The sequence below is a fragment of the Candidatus Nitronereus thalassa genome (assembly GCF_032191465.1).
Taxonomy (GTDB): domain Bacteria; phylum Nitrospirota; class Nitrospiria; order Nitrospirales; family UBA8639; genus Nitronereus; species Nitronereus thalassa.
On record NZ_JAQOUE010000001.1, the window covers coordinates 405,821 to 423,547 of the forward strand.

General features: G+C 48.0%; 12 protein-coding genes. 10 read left to right on the top strand and 2 right to left on the bottom strand.

Translation table 11 applies throughout. From position 1 onward, the window contains the following. Nucleotides 1-24 precede the first annotated feature (24 nt). Entirely contained in the window at nt 25-1,758 is a 1,734-nt protein-coding gene (locus PPG34_RS02045) for an AAA family ATPase (protein ID WP_313831470.1), read from the bottom strand. A gap of 230 nt (nt 1,759-1,988) precedes the next feature. Between PPG34_RS02045 and PPG34_RS02050 the strand changes: the two genes are divergently transcribed. Further along, nucleotides 1,989-4,136: a PAS domain-containing protein gene (locus PPG34_RS02050; protein ID WP_313831471.1), complete on the top strand. Its 2,148-nt coding sequence runs from the start codon at nt 1,989-1,991 to the stop codon at nt 4,134-4,136. 116 nt (nt 4,137-4,252) lie between these two features. On the opposite strand, the gene clpX is transcribed toward PPG34_RS02050, so the two are convergent. Beyond that, the gene (gene clpX, locus PPG34_RS02055; protein ID WP_313831472.1) at nt 4,253-5,542 is read right to left on the bottom strand and encodes an ATP-dependent Clp protease ATP-binding subunit ClpX; all 1,290 of its coding nucleotides are present in this window, start codon (nt 5,540-5,542) and stop codon (nt 4,253-4,255) included. 232 nt (nt 5,543-5,774) lie between these two features. Between clpX and PPG34_RS02060 the strand changes: the two genes are divergently transcribed. The 9 genes from PPG34_RS02060 (at nt 5,775) to carB (ending at nt 17,630) form a co-directional block, all read left to right on the top strand. Further along, nucleotides 5,775-7,556: a hypothetical protein gene (locus PPG34_RS02060; protein WP_313831473.1), complete on the top strand. Its 1,782-nt coding sequence runs from the start codon at nt 5,775-5,777 to the stop codon at nt 7,554-7,556. Nucleotides 7,557-7,797: 241 nt separating this feature from the next. After that, on the top strand, nt 7,798-8,361 hold the full coding sequence (gene pyrR / locus PPG34_RS02065) for a bifunctional pyr operon transcriptional regulator/uracil phosphoribosyltransferase PyrR (protein ID WP_313831474.1): 564 nt from the start codon (nt 7,798-7,800) through the stop codon (nt 8,359-8,361). Between the two features lie 12 nt (nt 8,362-8,373). Continuing rightward, a complete protein-coding gene (locus PPG34_RS02070; RefSeq protein WP_313831475.1) occupies nt 8,374-9,294 on the top strand; it encodes an aspartate carbamoyltransferase catalytic subunit in 921 nt (306 codons plus the stop codon). A 41-nt stretch (nt 9,295-9,335) separates the two neighbouring features. Next, nucleotides 9,336-10,622, top strand: coding sequence for a dihydroorotase (locus PPG34_RS02075; RefSeq protein WP_313831476.1), 1,287 nt, complete (start codon nt 9,336-9,338; stop codon nt 10,620-10,622). A 76-nt stretch (nt 10,623-10,698) separates the two neighbouring features. Beyond that, nucleotides 10,699-11,235 carry a DUF4149 domain-containing protein gene (locus tag PPG34_RS02080; RefSeq protein ID WP_313831477.1) on the top strand — a complete coding sequence of 179 codons (537 nt, stop codon included), beginning with the start codon at nt 10,699-10,701 and terminating at the stop codon, nt 11,233-11,235. A 24-nt stretch (nt 11,236-11,259) separates the two neighbouring features. After that, the gene (gene carA / locus PPG34_RS02085; protein WP_313831478.1) at nt 11,260-12,444 is read left to right on the top strand and encodes a glutamine-hydrolyzing carbamoyl-phosphate synthase small subunit; all 1,185 of its coding nucleotides are present in this window, start codon (nt 11,260-11,262) and stop codon (nt 12,442-12,444) included. Continuing rightward, entirely contained in the window at nt 12,437-13,417 is a 981-nt protein-coding gene (gene sppA, locus PPG34_RS02090; protein ID WP_313831479.1) for a signal peptide peptidase SppA, read from the top strand. Before carA ends, sppA begins: the two co-directional genes overlap by 8 nt. Nucleotides 13,418-13,530: 113 nt before the next feature. Then, the gene (locus PPG34_RS02095) at nt 13,531-14,334 is read left to right on the top strand and encodes a M48 family metallopeptidase (RefSeq protein ID WP_313831480.1); all 804 of its coding nucleotides are present in this window, start codon (nt 13,531-13,533) and stop codon (nt 14,332-14,334) included. Between the two features lie 8 nt (nt 14,335-14,342). Further along, the gene (carB, locus tag PPG34_RS02100) at nt 14,343-17,630 is read left to right on the top strand and encodes a carbamoyl-phosphate synthase large subunit (RefSeq protein WP_313831481.1); all 3,288 of its coding nucleotides are present in this window, start codon (nt 14,343-14,345) and stop codon (nt 17,628-17,630) included. Nucleotides 17,631-17,727: the final 97 nt, after the last annotated feature.

Sequence of the window (17,727 nt, forward strand, 5' to 3'; positions counted from 1 at the left end):
AGGTTCAAGAAGAACGTGGGGGAATTAAATGATGGCTCGATTGATCCGTTCTTCAGTCCGCCGGCCTTTCCTGAATGATGATACTCCAATGACTTGATCAGGATGATGATCGAGGAGCTTGAGCCATTCTTCGGCGGAATCATCTGGCGGAAGAATTTCGCCCTCACGGAATTCATCATCAATGGATTGGAGCATGTCCTCCAGTGTGAGACCATGGGCTTGTTCATTGATGGCTCGTTCGATTGCCCGTTCTTTGGCTCTTCGGGCCAGTGAGGCCAAGATGGCGCCGCTGATCAAGTCACGACGATACAGGGTTTCCTGTTTGCCATTTCGTAATCGAATACTCAGTACTCGTGTCTCGTCAGACTTTTTAAACAATTGTTCGATGGTTTCTTGAATGAGCGCGTCACAGGCGTTATCAGCGTTCTGCCCATGGGCCGCGAGAAATTCTTCAGAAAGTGGGAGCGTGGGTGTCAGGTAGATTTGAAGAATCTCCTGCGCTTCTTGTCGATCCGGCCGTTGCACTTTAATCTTTCGATCGATCCGCCCTGGACGTAAGACCGCGGGGTCAATGAGGTCGGGACGGTTCGAAGCTACGATGACCACCACATCTTGCAGCGAGTCGACACCATCGAGTTCTGCACAAAACATGGGAACCAGGGTGTTCGCGATATTATAGGAGCGAACGGCGCGACGAGTGCCTAAAATCGATTCCGCTTCATCAATGAAAAGGAAGGGGAGCAGGCCTTCCTTTCGTCGTTCGCGCGCCTGCATAAATAAATCTCGAATGATGCGCTCGGATTCACCCACCCACATATTCAACACTTCTGGGCCTTTGACATGAAGAAACGTTCCACCGGTAATCGGAGGTAGTTGACTTTTGGCCGAATCTTTTGGCTCGGCCACCTGGTGTTGAGCGACAATGTTGGCCAAACTGGCTGCCGTGGCTTTTCCAATCAGCGTTTTTCCGCACCCCGGAGGGCCATAGAGAAGAAACCCTTTGGGTTGGGTAAATTGATAGGCTTCAAAAGTTTTGGCGTGCAAGAGCGGATATTCAATCGCGCGCCGAATGGCATCAATCGCGTCTTGTTGTCCACCGATTTGTTCCCAGGTGACATCCGGTATTTCATCGAGCGCATGTTTGCTGCTTTGAGTATTTTCTATTCGTTCGATTCCTAATCGATGAGTGGGATCGAGTCGGATTTCATCTCCTGGTTTGATTGGTAGGTCTTGTAATTTGAAAGCCAGGTCAATCAATTGCCCAGGTCGTCCAGCCTCAGAATCAAGGCGCACCCTTCCATCAGATAACAATTCTTTCACTTTGACAATTGGGCCATTCCGATCAAATCCTAATGTGCCAATGAGTGCATAGGCTTCGTTGACTAAGACCTGTGCGCCAATCTCAAGGTCATCGGATGGCAATTGGGGGTCGATATTGGCATAGAACTCGTTGCCTCCTACGGAAATGCGAGCGACGCCTTCCGCGGGTTTATCAATTAAGGTGCCAATGCGATTCGCCGGGGCAGTCAGTTTTTCAACCACACTGTGGAGTTTTTTGATTTCCGCTTCACGTTCTTGTTGCGAAACCCCTTCTTGCAACAGTTGATGACGAATCTTATACAGCAGCTTTTGTTGAGGCGCTTCTTCCGGCAGCGTAGCTAAGCATTCATCAAGCAGCACAAGTGGATCCGTCTTGGTCGGTGGCTCTCGCAATGGTGGTGTGTCCTCGGGTATGTGCGATGGTTTTCGATCACTCATATTGTGTTTCGTCCATTTATTTGGTTAGACATTCAGCGGCCTCCTGGGTATAGCACTATCCTTATTGTACCCTGAGAATCTCCTAAATCTACAAGAATCTCCCCAAAAATACAGAAAAGCCTAAAATCCTCAAGAAACACACACCAAAAACCGAAAAGTTATCAAAAATAGGCTACATGTGTCTTCTTCTACCCCAAGCTGCTTTTGAACGTTGACCCATGGTTGAGTAGATGGATAATCCTTATTCCTCGTGCACCTCTTCCCTGCTTCAGGCGATTGTTGATGCACAGTCATGCTTTATCAGGGCCCAAAGTATTAGTCAAAGTTTTCAGGTTTTACTGAATAAACTACTAGCCATCACCCAAAGTGACTCCGGAATTATTGGGGAAGTATTAGAGTCCGAAGATGGAGCCCCATATTTTCAGGCCCATTCGATTTCCCATCTGACATGGAATGTGGAACCCCAACATCTCAATACCCACCCTGATCAAAATTTACGGTCCACGAATTTCGAGACGGTCTTTGGAAAGGTGATCTTATCCGGACAGCATGTGATCGACAACCATCCAGATCAGGATGATCCTTGGGTAACCATAGACGATCATCCAATTGCAGCATTTTTAGTAGTGCCGTTTTATTATGGTGATACTCTGGTTGGGATGGCAGGTATGGCCAATCGACCAAGTGGGTATGATGAAGCGCTCGTCGAGTTTTTGCGACCCCTGCTTGCGGTATGTGGAACCTTAATTGCGGCGAATCGGAACAAGCAAACTAGGAGTTACGCTGAAAGAGCACTTCAGGAAAGCGAAGAACGATTTGAGCTCGCGGTATGGGGTTCGAATGATGGAATTTGGGATTGGCCTAATATTCAAGAAGATAAGGAATGGTGGTCTCCACGGTTTTATGATTTGCTGGGATACGAGTTCGAAGAGATAACTCCTAGTTTACAAACTTTTAAAGAACTGTTGCATCCTGAGGAGCGAAATCGAGTCTTCGTTGCGGTGCAAAACCATTTTGAGAAAGACCTTCCATTTGACGTCGAATATCGCCTGCAGACGAAATCAGGGGCCTATCGATGGTTTAGGGCTCGTGGGAAGTCGGTCAGAAATCAGCAAGGAGTGATCACCCGAATGGCCGGGTCAATTCAAGATATTCATGACCAACGACAGGCCGAAAGGGCGATGTGTGAAAGTGAGGCACGATTCCGCACCATGGCCGATACCGCTCCAGTGCTCATTTGGATGTCTGATTCTGAAAAGAACTGCACCTATGTCAATCAAAGGTGGTTAGATTTTACCGGCCGGACCCTTGAACAGGAATTAGGAATGGGGTGGATCGATAATGTGCATCCTGAGGATCAGCAAAGGTGTTTGCCTATCTGCGAGGCTGCTTTTCAAAGTCACACCCCCATGGAGATGGAATTTCGGCTAAAACATAAGAAAGAAGGATATCGATGGGTCATTGATCGGGGTGTGCCTCGGTTTAATTCAGATGGACAGTTTCTTGGATTTATTGGAACCTGTGTTGATATTTCTGGACAAAAACAGCATGAACAAGCGATTTTTCGTTATAATCGTTGGCTTCAAAAAGAAATTGAGGAACGTACGATTCGCATTCATGAGTTGGAGCAACGACGCATGCAGGTGGAAAAACTTGCGGCACTGTCCCAGGTGACTGCGGGCATTGCCCATGAGATCAATAACCCTCTGGCGAGTATTCAACAGTCACTTCAGCTGGTGAAACAAATCATTCCCATGGACCATCCTCGGGCAAAGTATGTGCCAAAAATTGAACAAGAGATTCATCGAATGGCCACAATCATCAAGCAGATGTACCAACTCTATCAGCCACGCCAGGAATTTCCTCGATTACTCAACCTCAATCAGATCGTCAAAGATGCCAGTGATTTCATTGTCAATCTTCACAAAAATGGTCATGGACAAATACATTTGGATTTGTTCAATGGCATGTATGATCTGCCCCTCCCGGCGACTGAACTGCGTCAGGTGCTCTGTAATGTGTTACAAAATGCATTCGATTCGGTGGAGGTGCATGGACGGGTGGTGGTTCGTACAGGAATGAATGCGGGGACGGCTTGGATTCAGATACAAGACGATGGAGCGGGTATCAGTCCTGATGTTCTTTCTCATATTTTTGAACCCTTCTATTCTACGAAGGTTAATATGAAAAGGAATGGGATGGGGTTGGGTCTATCCGTTTCCAAAAGCCTACTCGAAGCCATGGGAGGGAAAATTCAGGTTTCCTCCACTCTTGGGAAAGGGGCGACGTTTACTATCTCGTTTCCCTTGCCCCTGGTTCCCACATATTCCACTCCTCCAGAAGAGAGTGTCTCCAGAGTTCTTAAGCCAATATCCTAATTGGCATGTTCCGGGTGTAACCTTACTCGGGATAAGACTCACCCAATAATGTTAGTGCTTGTGTGCTCGTTTCGGCTTTGGGGCGGTGTGAGGTTTGGGAATGGTCACAAAATCGGTCATGCCGATTTGCGGATTAATTGTGGTGTGGTTTCTCCACGGATAACAGCATCGGTGATGACCACTTCTTGAATCCCTTCCAAGGCTGGTGTGTCGTACATCAAGTTCAACATTTTTTCTTCAAGGATACTTCGGAGGGCCCGAGCGCCGGTTTTGAGCGACGCCGCTTTGTGGGCAATAACTTGAATTGCCTCATCGGTAAAGACCAGATCAATCCCGTCAAGTTCAAATAACGCACGATATTGTTTCACCAGGGCATTTTTGGGTTCGGTTAGGACGCGAACTAAATCGGCTTCGCTCAAGTCGGTAAGCGTGGTCATAATGGGAAACCGTCCGACGAATTCTGGGATTAACCCATACTTGAGCAGATCTTCTGGTTGCACGAGCTGGATTAAATCACTGGCATGGGACTGGCTTTGCGCTTCGGGGCTTGCACCAAATCCGAGGCGTTTATGACTCGTGCGTTGGGAGATAATTTGATCCAAACCGACGAATGCACCACCACAGATGAACAATATATTTTTGGTGTTAATACGAATGTATTCTTGATCGGGATGTTTTCGTCCGCCTTTGGGAGGAATATTACAAGTAGTGCCTTCAACAAGTTTCAATAACGCTTGTTGTACACCCTCACCCGAAACATCCCGGGTAATGGAGGCACTTTCTGACTTTCGGCTAATTTTGTCGACTTCGTCAATATAGATAATCCCAGTTTCCGCCCTCTTGGCATCAAAATCACAAGATTGAAGAAGTTTTAATACAACGTTTTCAACGTCTTCGCCCACGTATCCTGCTTCAGTGACAGTAGTGGCATCTGCAATCGCAAACGGTACTTGAAGTAGGCGCGCCAAGGTTTGAGCCATTAAGGTTTTGCCTGTACCGGTCGGGCCAATCAGCAGCACATTACCCTTTTCGAGCTCGACATCCTTGATTTCTTTCCCACTGAATACGCGCTTGTAGTGGTTATGAACGGCAACGGCCAGCACTTTTTTCGCTTGTTCTTGTCCAATGACATATTGGTCCAGAATAGCCTTGATCTCTGGCGGGCGTGGCAATTGAAAATTCGGTGGTGGAGAAGGGGCTTCTGCTTGTTTAGGGGAGTGCTCTGCGAGAAACCTTCCGCAGAGTTGAACGCATTCGTTGCAAATCAACAGGGTACTGTCGTTCCTACAAGTACCGCAGGTATATTTCGAAGGACTTTGAATAAAACCTGAGACGGCATTTTGTGCCCGTCCACAGAATGAACAGGTTGGATCAGAGGTCCCTTGTTTTGAATCCCAAAAAGGCATGAATTCATTCCTTCGTTAAAGCCCAACCATAGTTATTACAAAGTTGCTTGAGCCATGAAGCTCATTAGGAAATCATCCTGAATCCATCATAGACACAAGAGGATCTAATTTCAAATAGAAAGGTGGCTGTCATTGGTTGATATTCGTCTGGCAACTTCTTTTGACCAATTTGCAGAGAAGATGGTAGATAAGTTTTCTACACCCTTCTTTCATTTTAGTGATTGGGCCCTTCGTGTCAGAACCATCTCATCGTCTTTCCACTCTCCTTACACATCCCGGCACTGTTGCCTTATCCGGAAATATTCCTTTTGTTGAGGACCTCGGTGTCGCCAATCTTTCTCTTCGTCAACAACCAAGTGGACATTGGGTTGTGTATGGTCCGCTTGGTCGGCGAATTTTGTTTACCGATCCTGAAGGGCATCCTCTTCATGAATGCGAATGGGAATCGTCATCCAACGGCCAGATTCGACTAATCGCGGCCAGAATGTTTCTGGATTGGAATCAATGGGTGGGGATCAAACCGTCTGGATTAGTCAATTCCATGACCATGGATCTCAGTACTCGTCCAGGTTGGGAAGCCTTGACTCGTCAAGACTTGCGCCTTATGGCGTCGCAGGCTATGGGGGTCGCCCTAGAGGAGGTTGAGTTTTTCTATACTGATGAGGATTTGCGGATTGACGCATCTGGACAAGCCACCATCCAACAACGAAAGGATGCCTTTTACATTTTGGAAGATGGCACCTTTCACCATTCCCGTTTTATGTCCTGCATGAGTGCGATGCATTGGGACGCCATTGATTATCTGCCGGTCGTTGAGTTGTTTAAATCATTGTTGCCTGGAACGGGGAGCGCCGCCTTCGAATTGATTCGTGGGTTGTATGACGACCAAAATCCACAAATTCCCCGATCTCTGCAGTATCGCGGTATTCCAACGTATCCTTCTGATGCGGCCTTTGGTCTGTTTAGTCAATACTTTACGGCGTCGTTTTCCGGGAGAGAAAATCCCTTTACGGTGTTTATGGATACTCCGCGATCTCATCAAGTCTCCTGGCTACCCAATGCGAACCCGCCGTGTCGATATATCGATTCCGCTCAAGGGGTTTGCCTAACGGTGGCACAAGGACGCATCCAAAAAGTCACAGTGATGGATGATTCTACGGGGTTGCCGTTTTCGGCGTCGAATCCTCAGGGGTTTGCCGCATGCGCACGAACTCTTTCAATCAAAGATAATCAACTCATTCTTCAGGATAAGTCTATAACCAAGACCCTTCAGGTAAAGCCTATGTGGTCTGTGTCGAAGGAACAGAATGGGATATTATCTTCAGAAATTTCTTCGGCCCCGGATTGGCGAACCCTTTTTCCTCAAGGGGTGCCTTCGGTCAAACCGGCTGATGCCTTTTCTGCGGTCCTTCTGTATCCGCAAGATGATTCACCCATTGAAGAATTTGCCAGTCAACCATTTATCGCCGATTTCCTTGATGACTTCGTAGAACAGAATCAACAGTTGGCCATCAAACGGTCTGAAGCCCAACATGTCCTGATCCATACCTTTGACGCAGCGATCGGAACATGTTTGCTGCTAGACCAACACCGGCCTCATAGGGTTATGTATTCTCATGCGGCTTTGGCCCAGAAACAGGCTCAGTTGTTGTGGAATCAACTCGCTCGAAGTCATCGATTGGATTGGCTGTCCTCATTTCGATTTCTCCCGATGTCTCCCATGAAGCATTCAGAAAAGTTTAATTGGATTTATCGATGGATTCCTTTTGCCGATTATCAGCAAGATCAGCGTCTCCTTCAGAATATCCAAGATATCGTGGCGACTCTCGCCCCTCAGGGATTGGCGTTTGTGGCCGGTCCCGAATCAATTCCTGCTCTCGTTGCAAACTTGCCTGTACGCATCCTCTTTGGCGAGGCAGGTTCCGAATTGCAACCTTTTCTCATGCATCGATCGATCTTGCCAAAGTCACGGCTTAATCCTCACTTACATATCTGGTGTCTTCAAAAAATCTAATTGGTCGTGAAGTTTGGATTGTGTTGCCGTACCTTGCCGATCAGTGCATTCTTGCTTAAGGTGAGTAATCTTGACTTGATTGGTAGGAGCACGTAGGATGGTCAAGCCTTTAATGTCCCATCCGGTGAGGTGGGAAAGGAGACAAAACATGAATCATACTTCAGGGAGACTCCGCTCCCTAACATTTTGACCTTTCCTTCGTTTCGAGGGAAAGGTTTTTTTTTGCCAAAGCCCTACTTTTATGCCTAACGACGAAAATCCTCAAATGCAACAGGTCTCCATCATGGATGCCCATGAAATGGGAAGGGCCTTAACACGCATTGCTCATGAAATTGTGGAACGTAATAAAGGCGTGAAGAATTTAGCCTTGGTCGGAATCCGAACGGCAGGAATTCCCTTGGCACAACGACTACAAAAAATTATACGAAACATTGAGCAGGTCGATGTGCCGCTTGGAGAACTGGATATCACGCTGTACCGCGACGATTTAGCGATTCGAAAAAATCAACCACTCCTGAAAAAAACAGATATTCCCTTTCACATTTCAGATTTGATTGTCGTGTTAGTCGATGATGTTCTGTTTACCGGTCGAACCATTCGAGCGGCCATGGATGGACTAATCGATCTCGGGCGACCAGCGGAAATTCAATTAGCTGTTCTGGTGGATCGAGGACATCGTCAGTTGCCTATCCGTGCCAATTATGTCGGTAAAAATATTCCCACGTCCCGCGAAGAAAATATTCGAGTGTTCCTTGAGGAGTTAGGCGAGGAAGATCGGGTGTGTAAAATTGAGGTGAGAGGATAGAGGGGATCGGTCATGAGTCTCAAACGCAAAGACCTATTAAGTATTGCTTCATTGTCGGCTGAAGAAATTTCCCTGATTTTAGAAACGTCGGATCCGTTCAAGGAAGTGAGCGGGCGGGAGATTAAAAAAGTTCCGGCTCTTCGAGGGAAAACTGTTGTGAACCTTTTTTTTGAACCGAGTACCCGCACGCGTACTTCGTTTGAATTGGCTGCCAAACGTCTAAGCGCGGATGTCATTAACTTTTCTCCATCATCGAGCAGTGTGGTGAAAGGGGAGACGCTGATTGATACCGCACGAAATATCGAGTCTATGCAAGCGGATATTATTGTGTTGCGTCATTCCTCTTCCGGGGCCGCAGAAGCTCTGGCGAAGCATGTACATTCTTCGGTCATCAATGCGGGGGATGGGTGGCACGAACATCCAACACAGGCCTTGCTGGACCTCTTTACGATTAAAGAAAAAAAAGGCCGCTTGGCGGGTTTGACCGTGGCCATTGTCGGTGATGTGGCTCATAGCCGTGTGGCACGTTCAGATATTCATGGGTTGCTGAAGATGGGGGCGGAAGTGCGACTCGTTGGCCCGCCCACGATGATCCCTCCCTTCATTGAACGCATGGGCGTGAAGGTCTTTTCGAACTTTGATAAAGCCTTGCCTGGCGTGGATGTGGTGATCATGTTGCGCCTTCAACTTGAACGTCAGGGGCGATCCCTTTTTCCGTCGATTCGTGAATATGCCAACCTTTATGGCCTGACCTCCGAGCGAGTGCAACGGACCGAAACCGATCTGCTCGTGATGCATCCAGGCCCGATCAATCGAGGAGTGGAAATTTCCCATGAAGTGGCGGATAGCGCTCAAGCAGCGATTTTGGCTCAAGTTTCCAATGGGGTCGCGGTCCGAATGGGCCTGATGTATCTCTTGTCACAATTGCAATAAACGTTTTATCGATTCATCAACAAAGGACACAGACGATCAACATGAGAATTCTCATCAAAGGTGGCCACGTAATTGATCCTGGGCGTAGGAATGGCCAGGCTGATGTCTTAATCGAAAATGGAAAAATTCAGGCGATTGATGTCAGCCTTCAGGGTACACTGAAAAATCCTAAATCGGTTACCATCATCGATGCAACGGATTTACTCATTTGTCCAGGGTTCATTGATCTACATGTTCACTTTCGTGAACCTGGCTTTGAATATAAGGAAACCATTGCCAGCGGGGTCAACTCCGCGGTCGCGGGTGGGTTTACCACCGTGTGTTGTATGCCTAACACGAATCCTGTGAATGATTCCCAGTCCATCACGGACTTTATTTTGCAACAAGCCAAAATTGCCAACAAAGCGCGGGTCTTTCCTATTGGCGCGATTACGAAAGGATCCAAAGGCGAAGAACTTTCAGAGATTGGTGAATTGCATGAAGCCGGGTGTGTGGCGATTTCAGATGATGGGATTCCCGTGATGAATAGTCTGGTGATGCGCCGTGCCATGGAATATGCGCGGGCATTTGATCTTCCGGTGATTGACCATTGCGAAGATGTTCACCTTTCTGCCGGTGGCAGTATGAATGAAGGATTTGTGTCTACGGAACTTGGCATTCCTGGTATTCCGAATGCGGCAGAAGAGGTGATGGTCGCACGGAATATTTTTCTCGCTGAGCTCACAAAATCACGATTACACCTACCTCATGTCAGTACGATAGGATCGGTTCGGTTATTGCGAGAAGCGAAGTCCCGAGGAGTGGCAGTCACGGCCGAAGCCTGCCCACACCATTTTACATTGACGGATGAGGCGGTACGCGCGTTTGATACCAACGCGAAAATGAATCCACCCTTACGGACGGACGCGGATGTCCAGGCTATTAAGGAAGCCTTAACGGATGGCAGTATTGATATTATTGCAACTGATCATGCTCCTCATGCCACCCATGAAAAGCAGCGGCAGTTTGATAATGCCCCTTTTGGAATCATTGGGCTCGAAACAGCCTTCCCATTAACGTTGAATCTTGTCGAGGAAGGTGTGCTGACCATGGAGCAAGCTGTGGCCAAACTCACCTCTGAGCCAGCGCGAGTGTTTAACCTGCCCTATGGCTCCCTGGTCGTGGGAGCTGATGCTGATGTGACCCTCATTGATCCAAAAAAATCGTGGACCCTTGACCCCAATCGTCTCCATTCCAAAAGCCGTAATACCCCGTTTGCGGGATGGACGCTCAAAGGGAAGGTTGTCAAAACATTTGTTGGTGGACGTTTGGTGTATGAAGCTAATTAACTATACACCTAAATCTGAAATGCCAAAGTTCTAGGTTCACTCTTCCTTTGGTAGTGGCATATGAAGGAACAGACCCATGGCTCGTGTAACATCTGGTTGGCAGTTTTCCCTTTCACTGGCTGAGTTGATAGGTCTGGCTATATGGATTGGGGGACTTACCGTTATTCTGACTACAGTAATTCCTGCCGTGTTTAATTCATTGGGAATGGAACAAGGCGGACAGTTTTTACGAAAAGTCTTTGACGGGTATAACAATCTCACGAGCGGAATTGTGGTGGTGTTGCTGGGAACGGCGGCGCTTCGAACTTGGAAGTTTCAGTACATGCCCGAGAACATTCTGGCGGTGAGTCGTACCGAATGGGCTTTACTGTTGGCCCTCGTCTGTGTCACCGGATTGATAGTTTTCTTTCTTGGCCCCAAGGCGATTGAATTACAGGAACTCGCCTTTATGGCTGAAACACCGGAAGAAAAAAAACCTGCCTATGATGCCTTTTTTCGTACGCACATGATTGTTCGAGCACTACATTTAATCAATGGTGGACTGGCTATCAGTATATTGGTCGTAAAATTCCGACAATGGGTAAGATATCGAGCAGCGTTTGGTTTTGAATGATGACCCTTTACTTCCACGGAAACTATGAATAAAGCGATTTTAGCCTTAGCCGACGGAACGATTTTTGAGGGATATTCCTTGGGGGCATCCGGCGAGACATCTGGAGAAGTGGTCTTTAATACGGCCATGACCGGATATCAGGAAATTCTCACCGATCCATCCTACAAGGGCCAATGTGTGGCCATGACCTGCTCGCATATTGGCAACTATGGTGTGGCTCGACAGGATCATGAATCGAGGAAGACTTGGGCTGAGGGGTTTATTGTCAATGAAGCCTCGCGGCGGCCAAGTAACTGGCGGTCCTACCAATCCTTACATGAATATTTACAACAGCAGGGCGTGGTGGGAATTGAAGGGATTGATACTCGCTATCTTACCCGGCACCTTCGTGACCGTGGGGCCCAGCCCGGGGTTATTTCTCATGTTGATTTCGATACCGGCAATTTGGTGAATAAAGCTAAGGCCGTGCCTTCTACTACTGGACGGGATCTGGTTACTGAGGTCACCTGCTCGGCTCCTCATCCCTGGAACGAGGGTTCTGAGGAATGGACCATCTCCAACGGGGATTTGCCGAAGTATGGAAAGTCCTCACCTTCTCATAAATATCGGGTCGTGGTGTATGACTTTGGTGTGAAACTCAATATTTTAAGAAGGCTCGTGGATTGTGGGTGCGAGGTGACCGTGGTCCCGGCTTCGACTCCAGCTAACGCTATTCGGGAGATGAATCCCGATGGGCTCGTTCTCTCCAATGGACCTGGTGACCCACAGGGTGCTGCCTATGTGGTTCCCCATATTCAGGACTTATTAGGATGGAAGCCAATATTGGGAATTTGCCTAGGACACCAAATCCTCGGGCTTTCTCTTGGGCTTCCTACCTATAAATTAAAGTTTGGCCATCATGGGGCAAATCATCCAGTCATGGATCTGCGATCAAGAAAAGTGGAAATCACTTCGCAAAATCATAATTTTGCCGTCACGATGCCGGAAACTGTTGCAGCCTCCCCCAAGGGAAGGGCGGTCTTTGATACAAACTGGGGACCATTTACTCCAACCCACCTGAGTTTGAATGATGGATGTTTGGAAGGTCTGATTGGATGCAAGGCTCCGGTACTGTCGGTCCAGTATCATCCCGAAGCATCGCCGGGTCCGCATGATTCTTCCTATCTATTCAACCAATTTACCACCATGATGGAGCAAAGCCGTGCATAATCGTTTTATCCTTCTCATGTTTTTGACCATCGTTGTGACTTCCAGTGGATGCGTTTCTCAGGGGTTGTTTCCTAAAGCCGGACCTCTGGAGGAAACTGAGGTATCCGGAAAGGGAAAAGACAAAATTCTCCTCATTGATGTGTCCGGTCTCCTGACGTCCTCTCAACCAAGCGACATGATCGATCGCTTGTTCAACCGACCTAGCCTTCCGACACGGTTTAAGGAAGAACTTTCTAAGGCCGCGGAGGATAAAAAGGTCAAGGGAATCGTGCTTCGTATTAACACCCCTGGCGGAACCGTGACGGCATCCGATATTCTATATCATGAGGTTCAAGAATTTAAAAAAGAACATAAGATTCCCGTGGTGGCCTCCATCATGGATCTGGGGACTTCGGGAGGGTATTATCTTGCCGCGGCCAGTGACCGCATCGTGGCGCATCCTTCGGCCGTCACTGGGAGTTTGGGAGTCATTATGCTCACCATTAACGGCTCTGGCCTGATGGAAAAAATCGGGATTGAAGCCAATGCCATAACGTCCGGCCAGCACAAGGATATGGGGTCGCCATTTCGAAAAATGACGGAATCAGACCGTGCTATTTTTCAGAGCGTGATCGATTCTTTCTATCGGCGGTTTCTTGAGGTCATAGAGCAGGGGCGTCCCAATCTGACAAAAGAAAAAATTCGACAACTCGCCGATGGCCGGATTTACTCCGCGCCACAGGCCAAAGAAGCCGGGTTAATCGATGAGGTCGGATATTTGGACGATGCCATTGCCTTGGCCAAAAAACAAGCTGGTCTTAGCGATGCCACAGTGGTGATGTATCAGCGAGCTGGTGGATATCATCCCAATATTTACTCGCAGTTTTCGGGAAATGCGCCGGATACGAATTGGATGTTTCCCAAACTGGATGCGGTTTCGTTTGCCACTCTCTTGGGTGGGACACCCGCATTTATGTATTTATGGTTGCCATGATTTCTAAACCCATATGCCATTGGTTCAAAGGATCGGTGAGTTCGAGTTTTTGGAGGGACCGTCTTCTATTTGGGATACCCGTATTCATTGTGTGTCTCGTAGTGGTCGGATGCGTGAGAGCTCCTGGAACCGCACGAGACCAAATTATCTTTATCTCGGAAGAAAAAGAAATTGCCTTGGGCGTCAGCGCATTTCGGGATGTTCTCAAGCATGCGCGCTTGAATGCCAATCCAGAAATTAACGCGATGGTAAATCGTGTTGGCCGGCGTATCGCGGCCGTGGCGAACAAACCCGAATATCATTGGGAATTTGCCGTGATTCAAGATGATGAGCAAATAAATGCGTTTGCGCTTCCAGGCGGTAAGGTGGCCGTCTTTACAGGAATTTTAAAACATACGAAAACCGAAGCCGGATTAGCGACGGTGATGGCTCACGAAGTTGCCCATGCCCTTCAGCGTCATGGGGCGGAGAGGATGAGTCGAGGTATTCTTGAACAAATTGCCCAGGTAGGAGCCATTGCAGGAGCGGCATCAGGAACGGTGGATCCCCAATTGGCTTTGGGCGCCATGAGTGCCTATGGCGTGGGCGTAACGCTTCCTCATAATCGCCGACAGGAATCCGAAGCCGACTTTATCGGTCTGAAACTCATGGCCCAGGCAGGCTATGATCCACGGGAAGCCATTGGCTTTTGGGAACGTATGAGTGGGTGTCCTAAACAAATGATTGGTCGCTTTTGTTTCCGTTCCCAATCTGCGATCCCCGAGTTTCTTTCTACCCACCCCTCCGACGTCACTCGGATCAAACAAATCGAAGCCTGGATTGAAGATGCCTTGCAGTATTACCAGCCACAAGGGTCTGAAGAAGTCGTTCCAGGGAAAAAAGCCACTTTGCCCCAAACCCTTTCCTTGGCTTACTGAACCCAGTTATGCCCAAACGTCATGATCTCCATCGAATACTGTTGATTGGGTCCGGCCCGATTGTCATTGGTCAGGCCTGCGAATTCGATTATTCCGGTACCCAAGCTTGTAAGGCCTTAAAGGAAGATGGCTATGAAGTCGTGTTGGTGAACAGTAATCCTGCAACCATCATGACCGATCCAGATTTGGCAGACCGTACCTATGTAGAGCCGATTACTGTTGAAGTTGTGGAGCGCATCATCGAACGAGAGCGACCTGATGCATTGTTACCGACAATGGGAGGGCAAACGGCCTTAAACCTTACAGTGGCGTTGCATCAGCAAGGTATTTTAGAAAAATACAAAGTTCAATTGATTGGGGCGTCTTACGAGGCCATTCAAAAGGCAGAAGATCGTGATTTGTTTAAACAGGCGATGGAAAAAATTGGGATCTCTACACCGACCAGCCAACTGATCAAACACCGGGATGAGGCCATGGGTTTCCTGGAAGTGATTGGCTTTCCCGCGATTGTCCGTCCTTCCTTTACCATGGGCGGAAGCGGAGGGAATATTGCTTATAATCGCGAGGAATTTGAGCAATATGTCGATTGGGCTCTTCTGATGAGCCCGGTTGGGGAAGTGTTGATAGAACGATCCTTAATTGGTTGGAAAGAATACGAACTCGAAGTCATGCGAGACCTGAAAGACAATGTCGTCATTGTATGTCCCATTGAAAACTTCGATGCGATGGGTATTCATACTGGCGATAGTATTACCGTTGCGCCCGCCATGACCTTAACGGATAAAGAATATCAAGTTATGCGTGACGCGGCCCTAAAGATCATTCGGGAAATTGGAGTAGATACCGGAGGTTCCAACATTCAATTTGCCCTCAACCCGACCAATGGCGACATGATCGTCATTGAAATGAATCCTCGCGTCTCCAGGAGTTCGGCCTTGGCCTCCAAGGCCACTGGTTTTCCGATTGCAAAAATCGCAGCGAAGCTGGCGATTGGTTATACGCTCGATGAAATCATCAATGATATTACCCAAGTTACGAAAGCTTCTTTCGAACCTACGATTGATTACGTGGTAGTGAAAATCCCCCGGTTTACTTTTGAAAAATTCTTGGGATCGGATCCGACTCTCACTACGCAAATGAAATCAGTCGGGGAGGCCATGGCCTTGGGTAAAAATTTTAAAGAAGCATTCCATAAAGCCATTCGTTCCCTGGAAACCGATCGATGTGGGTTGGTGTCATTAGCTGGTATAGATCAATACCTTCCTGGAGATTCGTTAGAGGATGAGGTTCTGCAGCAAGTGAAGCAAAAGATTCGTTTGCCCCATCCTGATCGTCCTTGGCATATTGCCGATGCGCTTCGCCTTGGCATCACAAAAGACGAGCTTTATTCCATCACCCATATTGATTTTTGGTTTTTGGATCAACTCCAGGACCTTGTGGAATATGAACAAAGAGTTTTGCGAAAACTCCGAGATGCTGGAAAACGCCGTGCCGACCAGCCTGAGACCATGTTCTCCGATGCCGATGGCCATTCGCTGTTAACAGCCATGAAGAGAGTCGGGTTTTCCGACGCACGAATTGGACAATTAATCGGTTCTTCAGGGACGGAGATAAGGGTGTGGCGAAAGGCCAATGTTTCCCAAACCGTCACCTATGCGCGAGTCGATACCTGTGCCGCCGAATTTGAAGCTCAGACGCCCTATTTGTATTCCACCTTTGGCATGAACTGTGAAGCACGACCCACGGCTAATCAAAAAGTGGCAATTCTTGGGGGCGGCCCCAATCGAATTGGGCAAGGTATTGAATTTGATTATTGTTGCGTCCATGCGGCCTTGGCTTTACGTGAATTAGGGGTGGAAACCATTATGGTGAATTGTAATCCAGAAACGGTGAGTACGGATTACGATATTTCCGATCGGCTCTATTTTGAACCGCTGACTGAGGAAGATGTTTTGAACATCATGGATACCGAGCAGCCTATGGGCGTGGTCGTTCAGTTTGGGGGCCAGACCCCATTGAAATTGGCACTACCTCTAGAACGCGCGGGGGTTCCGATATTAGGCACCTCACCAGATTCTATTGATCGGGCTGAAGATCGTGAGCGATTCAGCGATCTCATAAAAAAATTACACTTGCAGCAGCCCATCAATGGCACGGCTCGATCAGGAGATGAAGCCTACGCCATTGCCAAACAGATTGGGTACCCTGTGATTGTCCGGCCCTCCTATGTGTTAGGTGGACGGGCCATGCAAATTGTTTATGACGAAGAGTCGCTGCGGAAATATATCCAAACGAATGTCATGACATCCTCCCAATACCCCCTGCTCATTGACCAGTATCTTCGTGATGCCACCGAGGTGGATGTTGATGCGCTCTCGGATGGGACTCATGTGGTTGTTGCGGGGATCATGGAGCATGTGGAGGAAGCCGGAATCCATTCCGGTGATTCGGCTTGTTCATTACCTCCTTTTTCGTTGAGGTCAGAAGTGATATCACGTATTCGCGAACAAACCATGGCACTGGCCAAAGAACTTCATGTTATTGGTTTGATGAATATTCAGTTCGCCGTGCAAAATGGCGATGTCTATGTTCTAGAAGTCAATCCTCGTGCATCACGAACCGTGCCTTTTGTCAGTAAGACTATTGGGACTCCCTTGGCAAAACTCGCGATGAAAACCATGCTTGGCAATTCTTTGACCTCCCTAGGATTTACCGAAGTGAAAAAGTTTCACCATATTTCGGTGAAAGAGTCGGTATTTCCCTTCAACAAGTTCGGAAACGTCGATGTGCTGCTTGGACCGGAAATGCGTTCTACGGGTGAGGTGATGGGTATCGATCAAGACTTCGGATGGGCGTTTGCCAAATCGCAAGCTGCTGCTGGTTTAGCACTTCCCCATCAGGGCACCGTCATCATGAGCGTCAAAGATAGCGATAAACCCGGAATCGTGGATGTGGCCCGACGGTTACATTTGGCGGGGTTTCATGTTCAGGCCACACGAGGCACCGCCATCCATCTTCAGGAACATGGTGTGACCGTAGAAATGGTGAACAAAGTCAAAGAAGGCCGGCCGCATCTCGTGGATCATATTAAAAATCGGCAAGCTCAGATCGTGGTCAATACCGTGGGGACAACCGTTTCGCAAGCTGATTCCTTGTCGATTCGGCGTGAGGTCCTGCAACAAGGCATTCCTTACTTTACGACAATTCAAGGCATTCGAGCGGCGGTAATCGCCATTGAATCCATGGGGAAACATCCTCTTTCCGTCCAATCCCTCCAAGAATATCACCCTACTTAGGCGAATATTTTTTTTCGGTCCTATTTGAAATTTCCTATCAAAAACTGAAATAGTTAGGGAATTGGTGATGACAACAGTTCTAAGTTGCCAGCCCTGA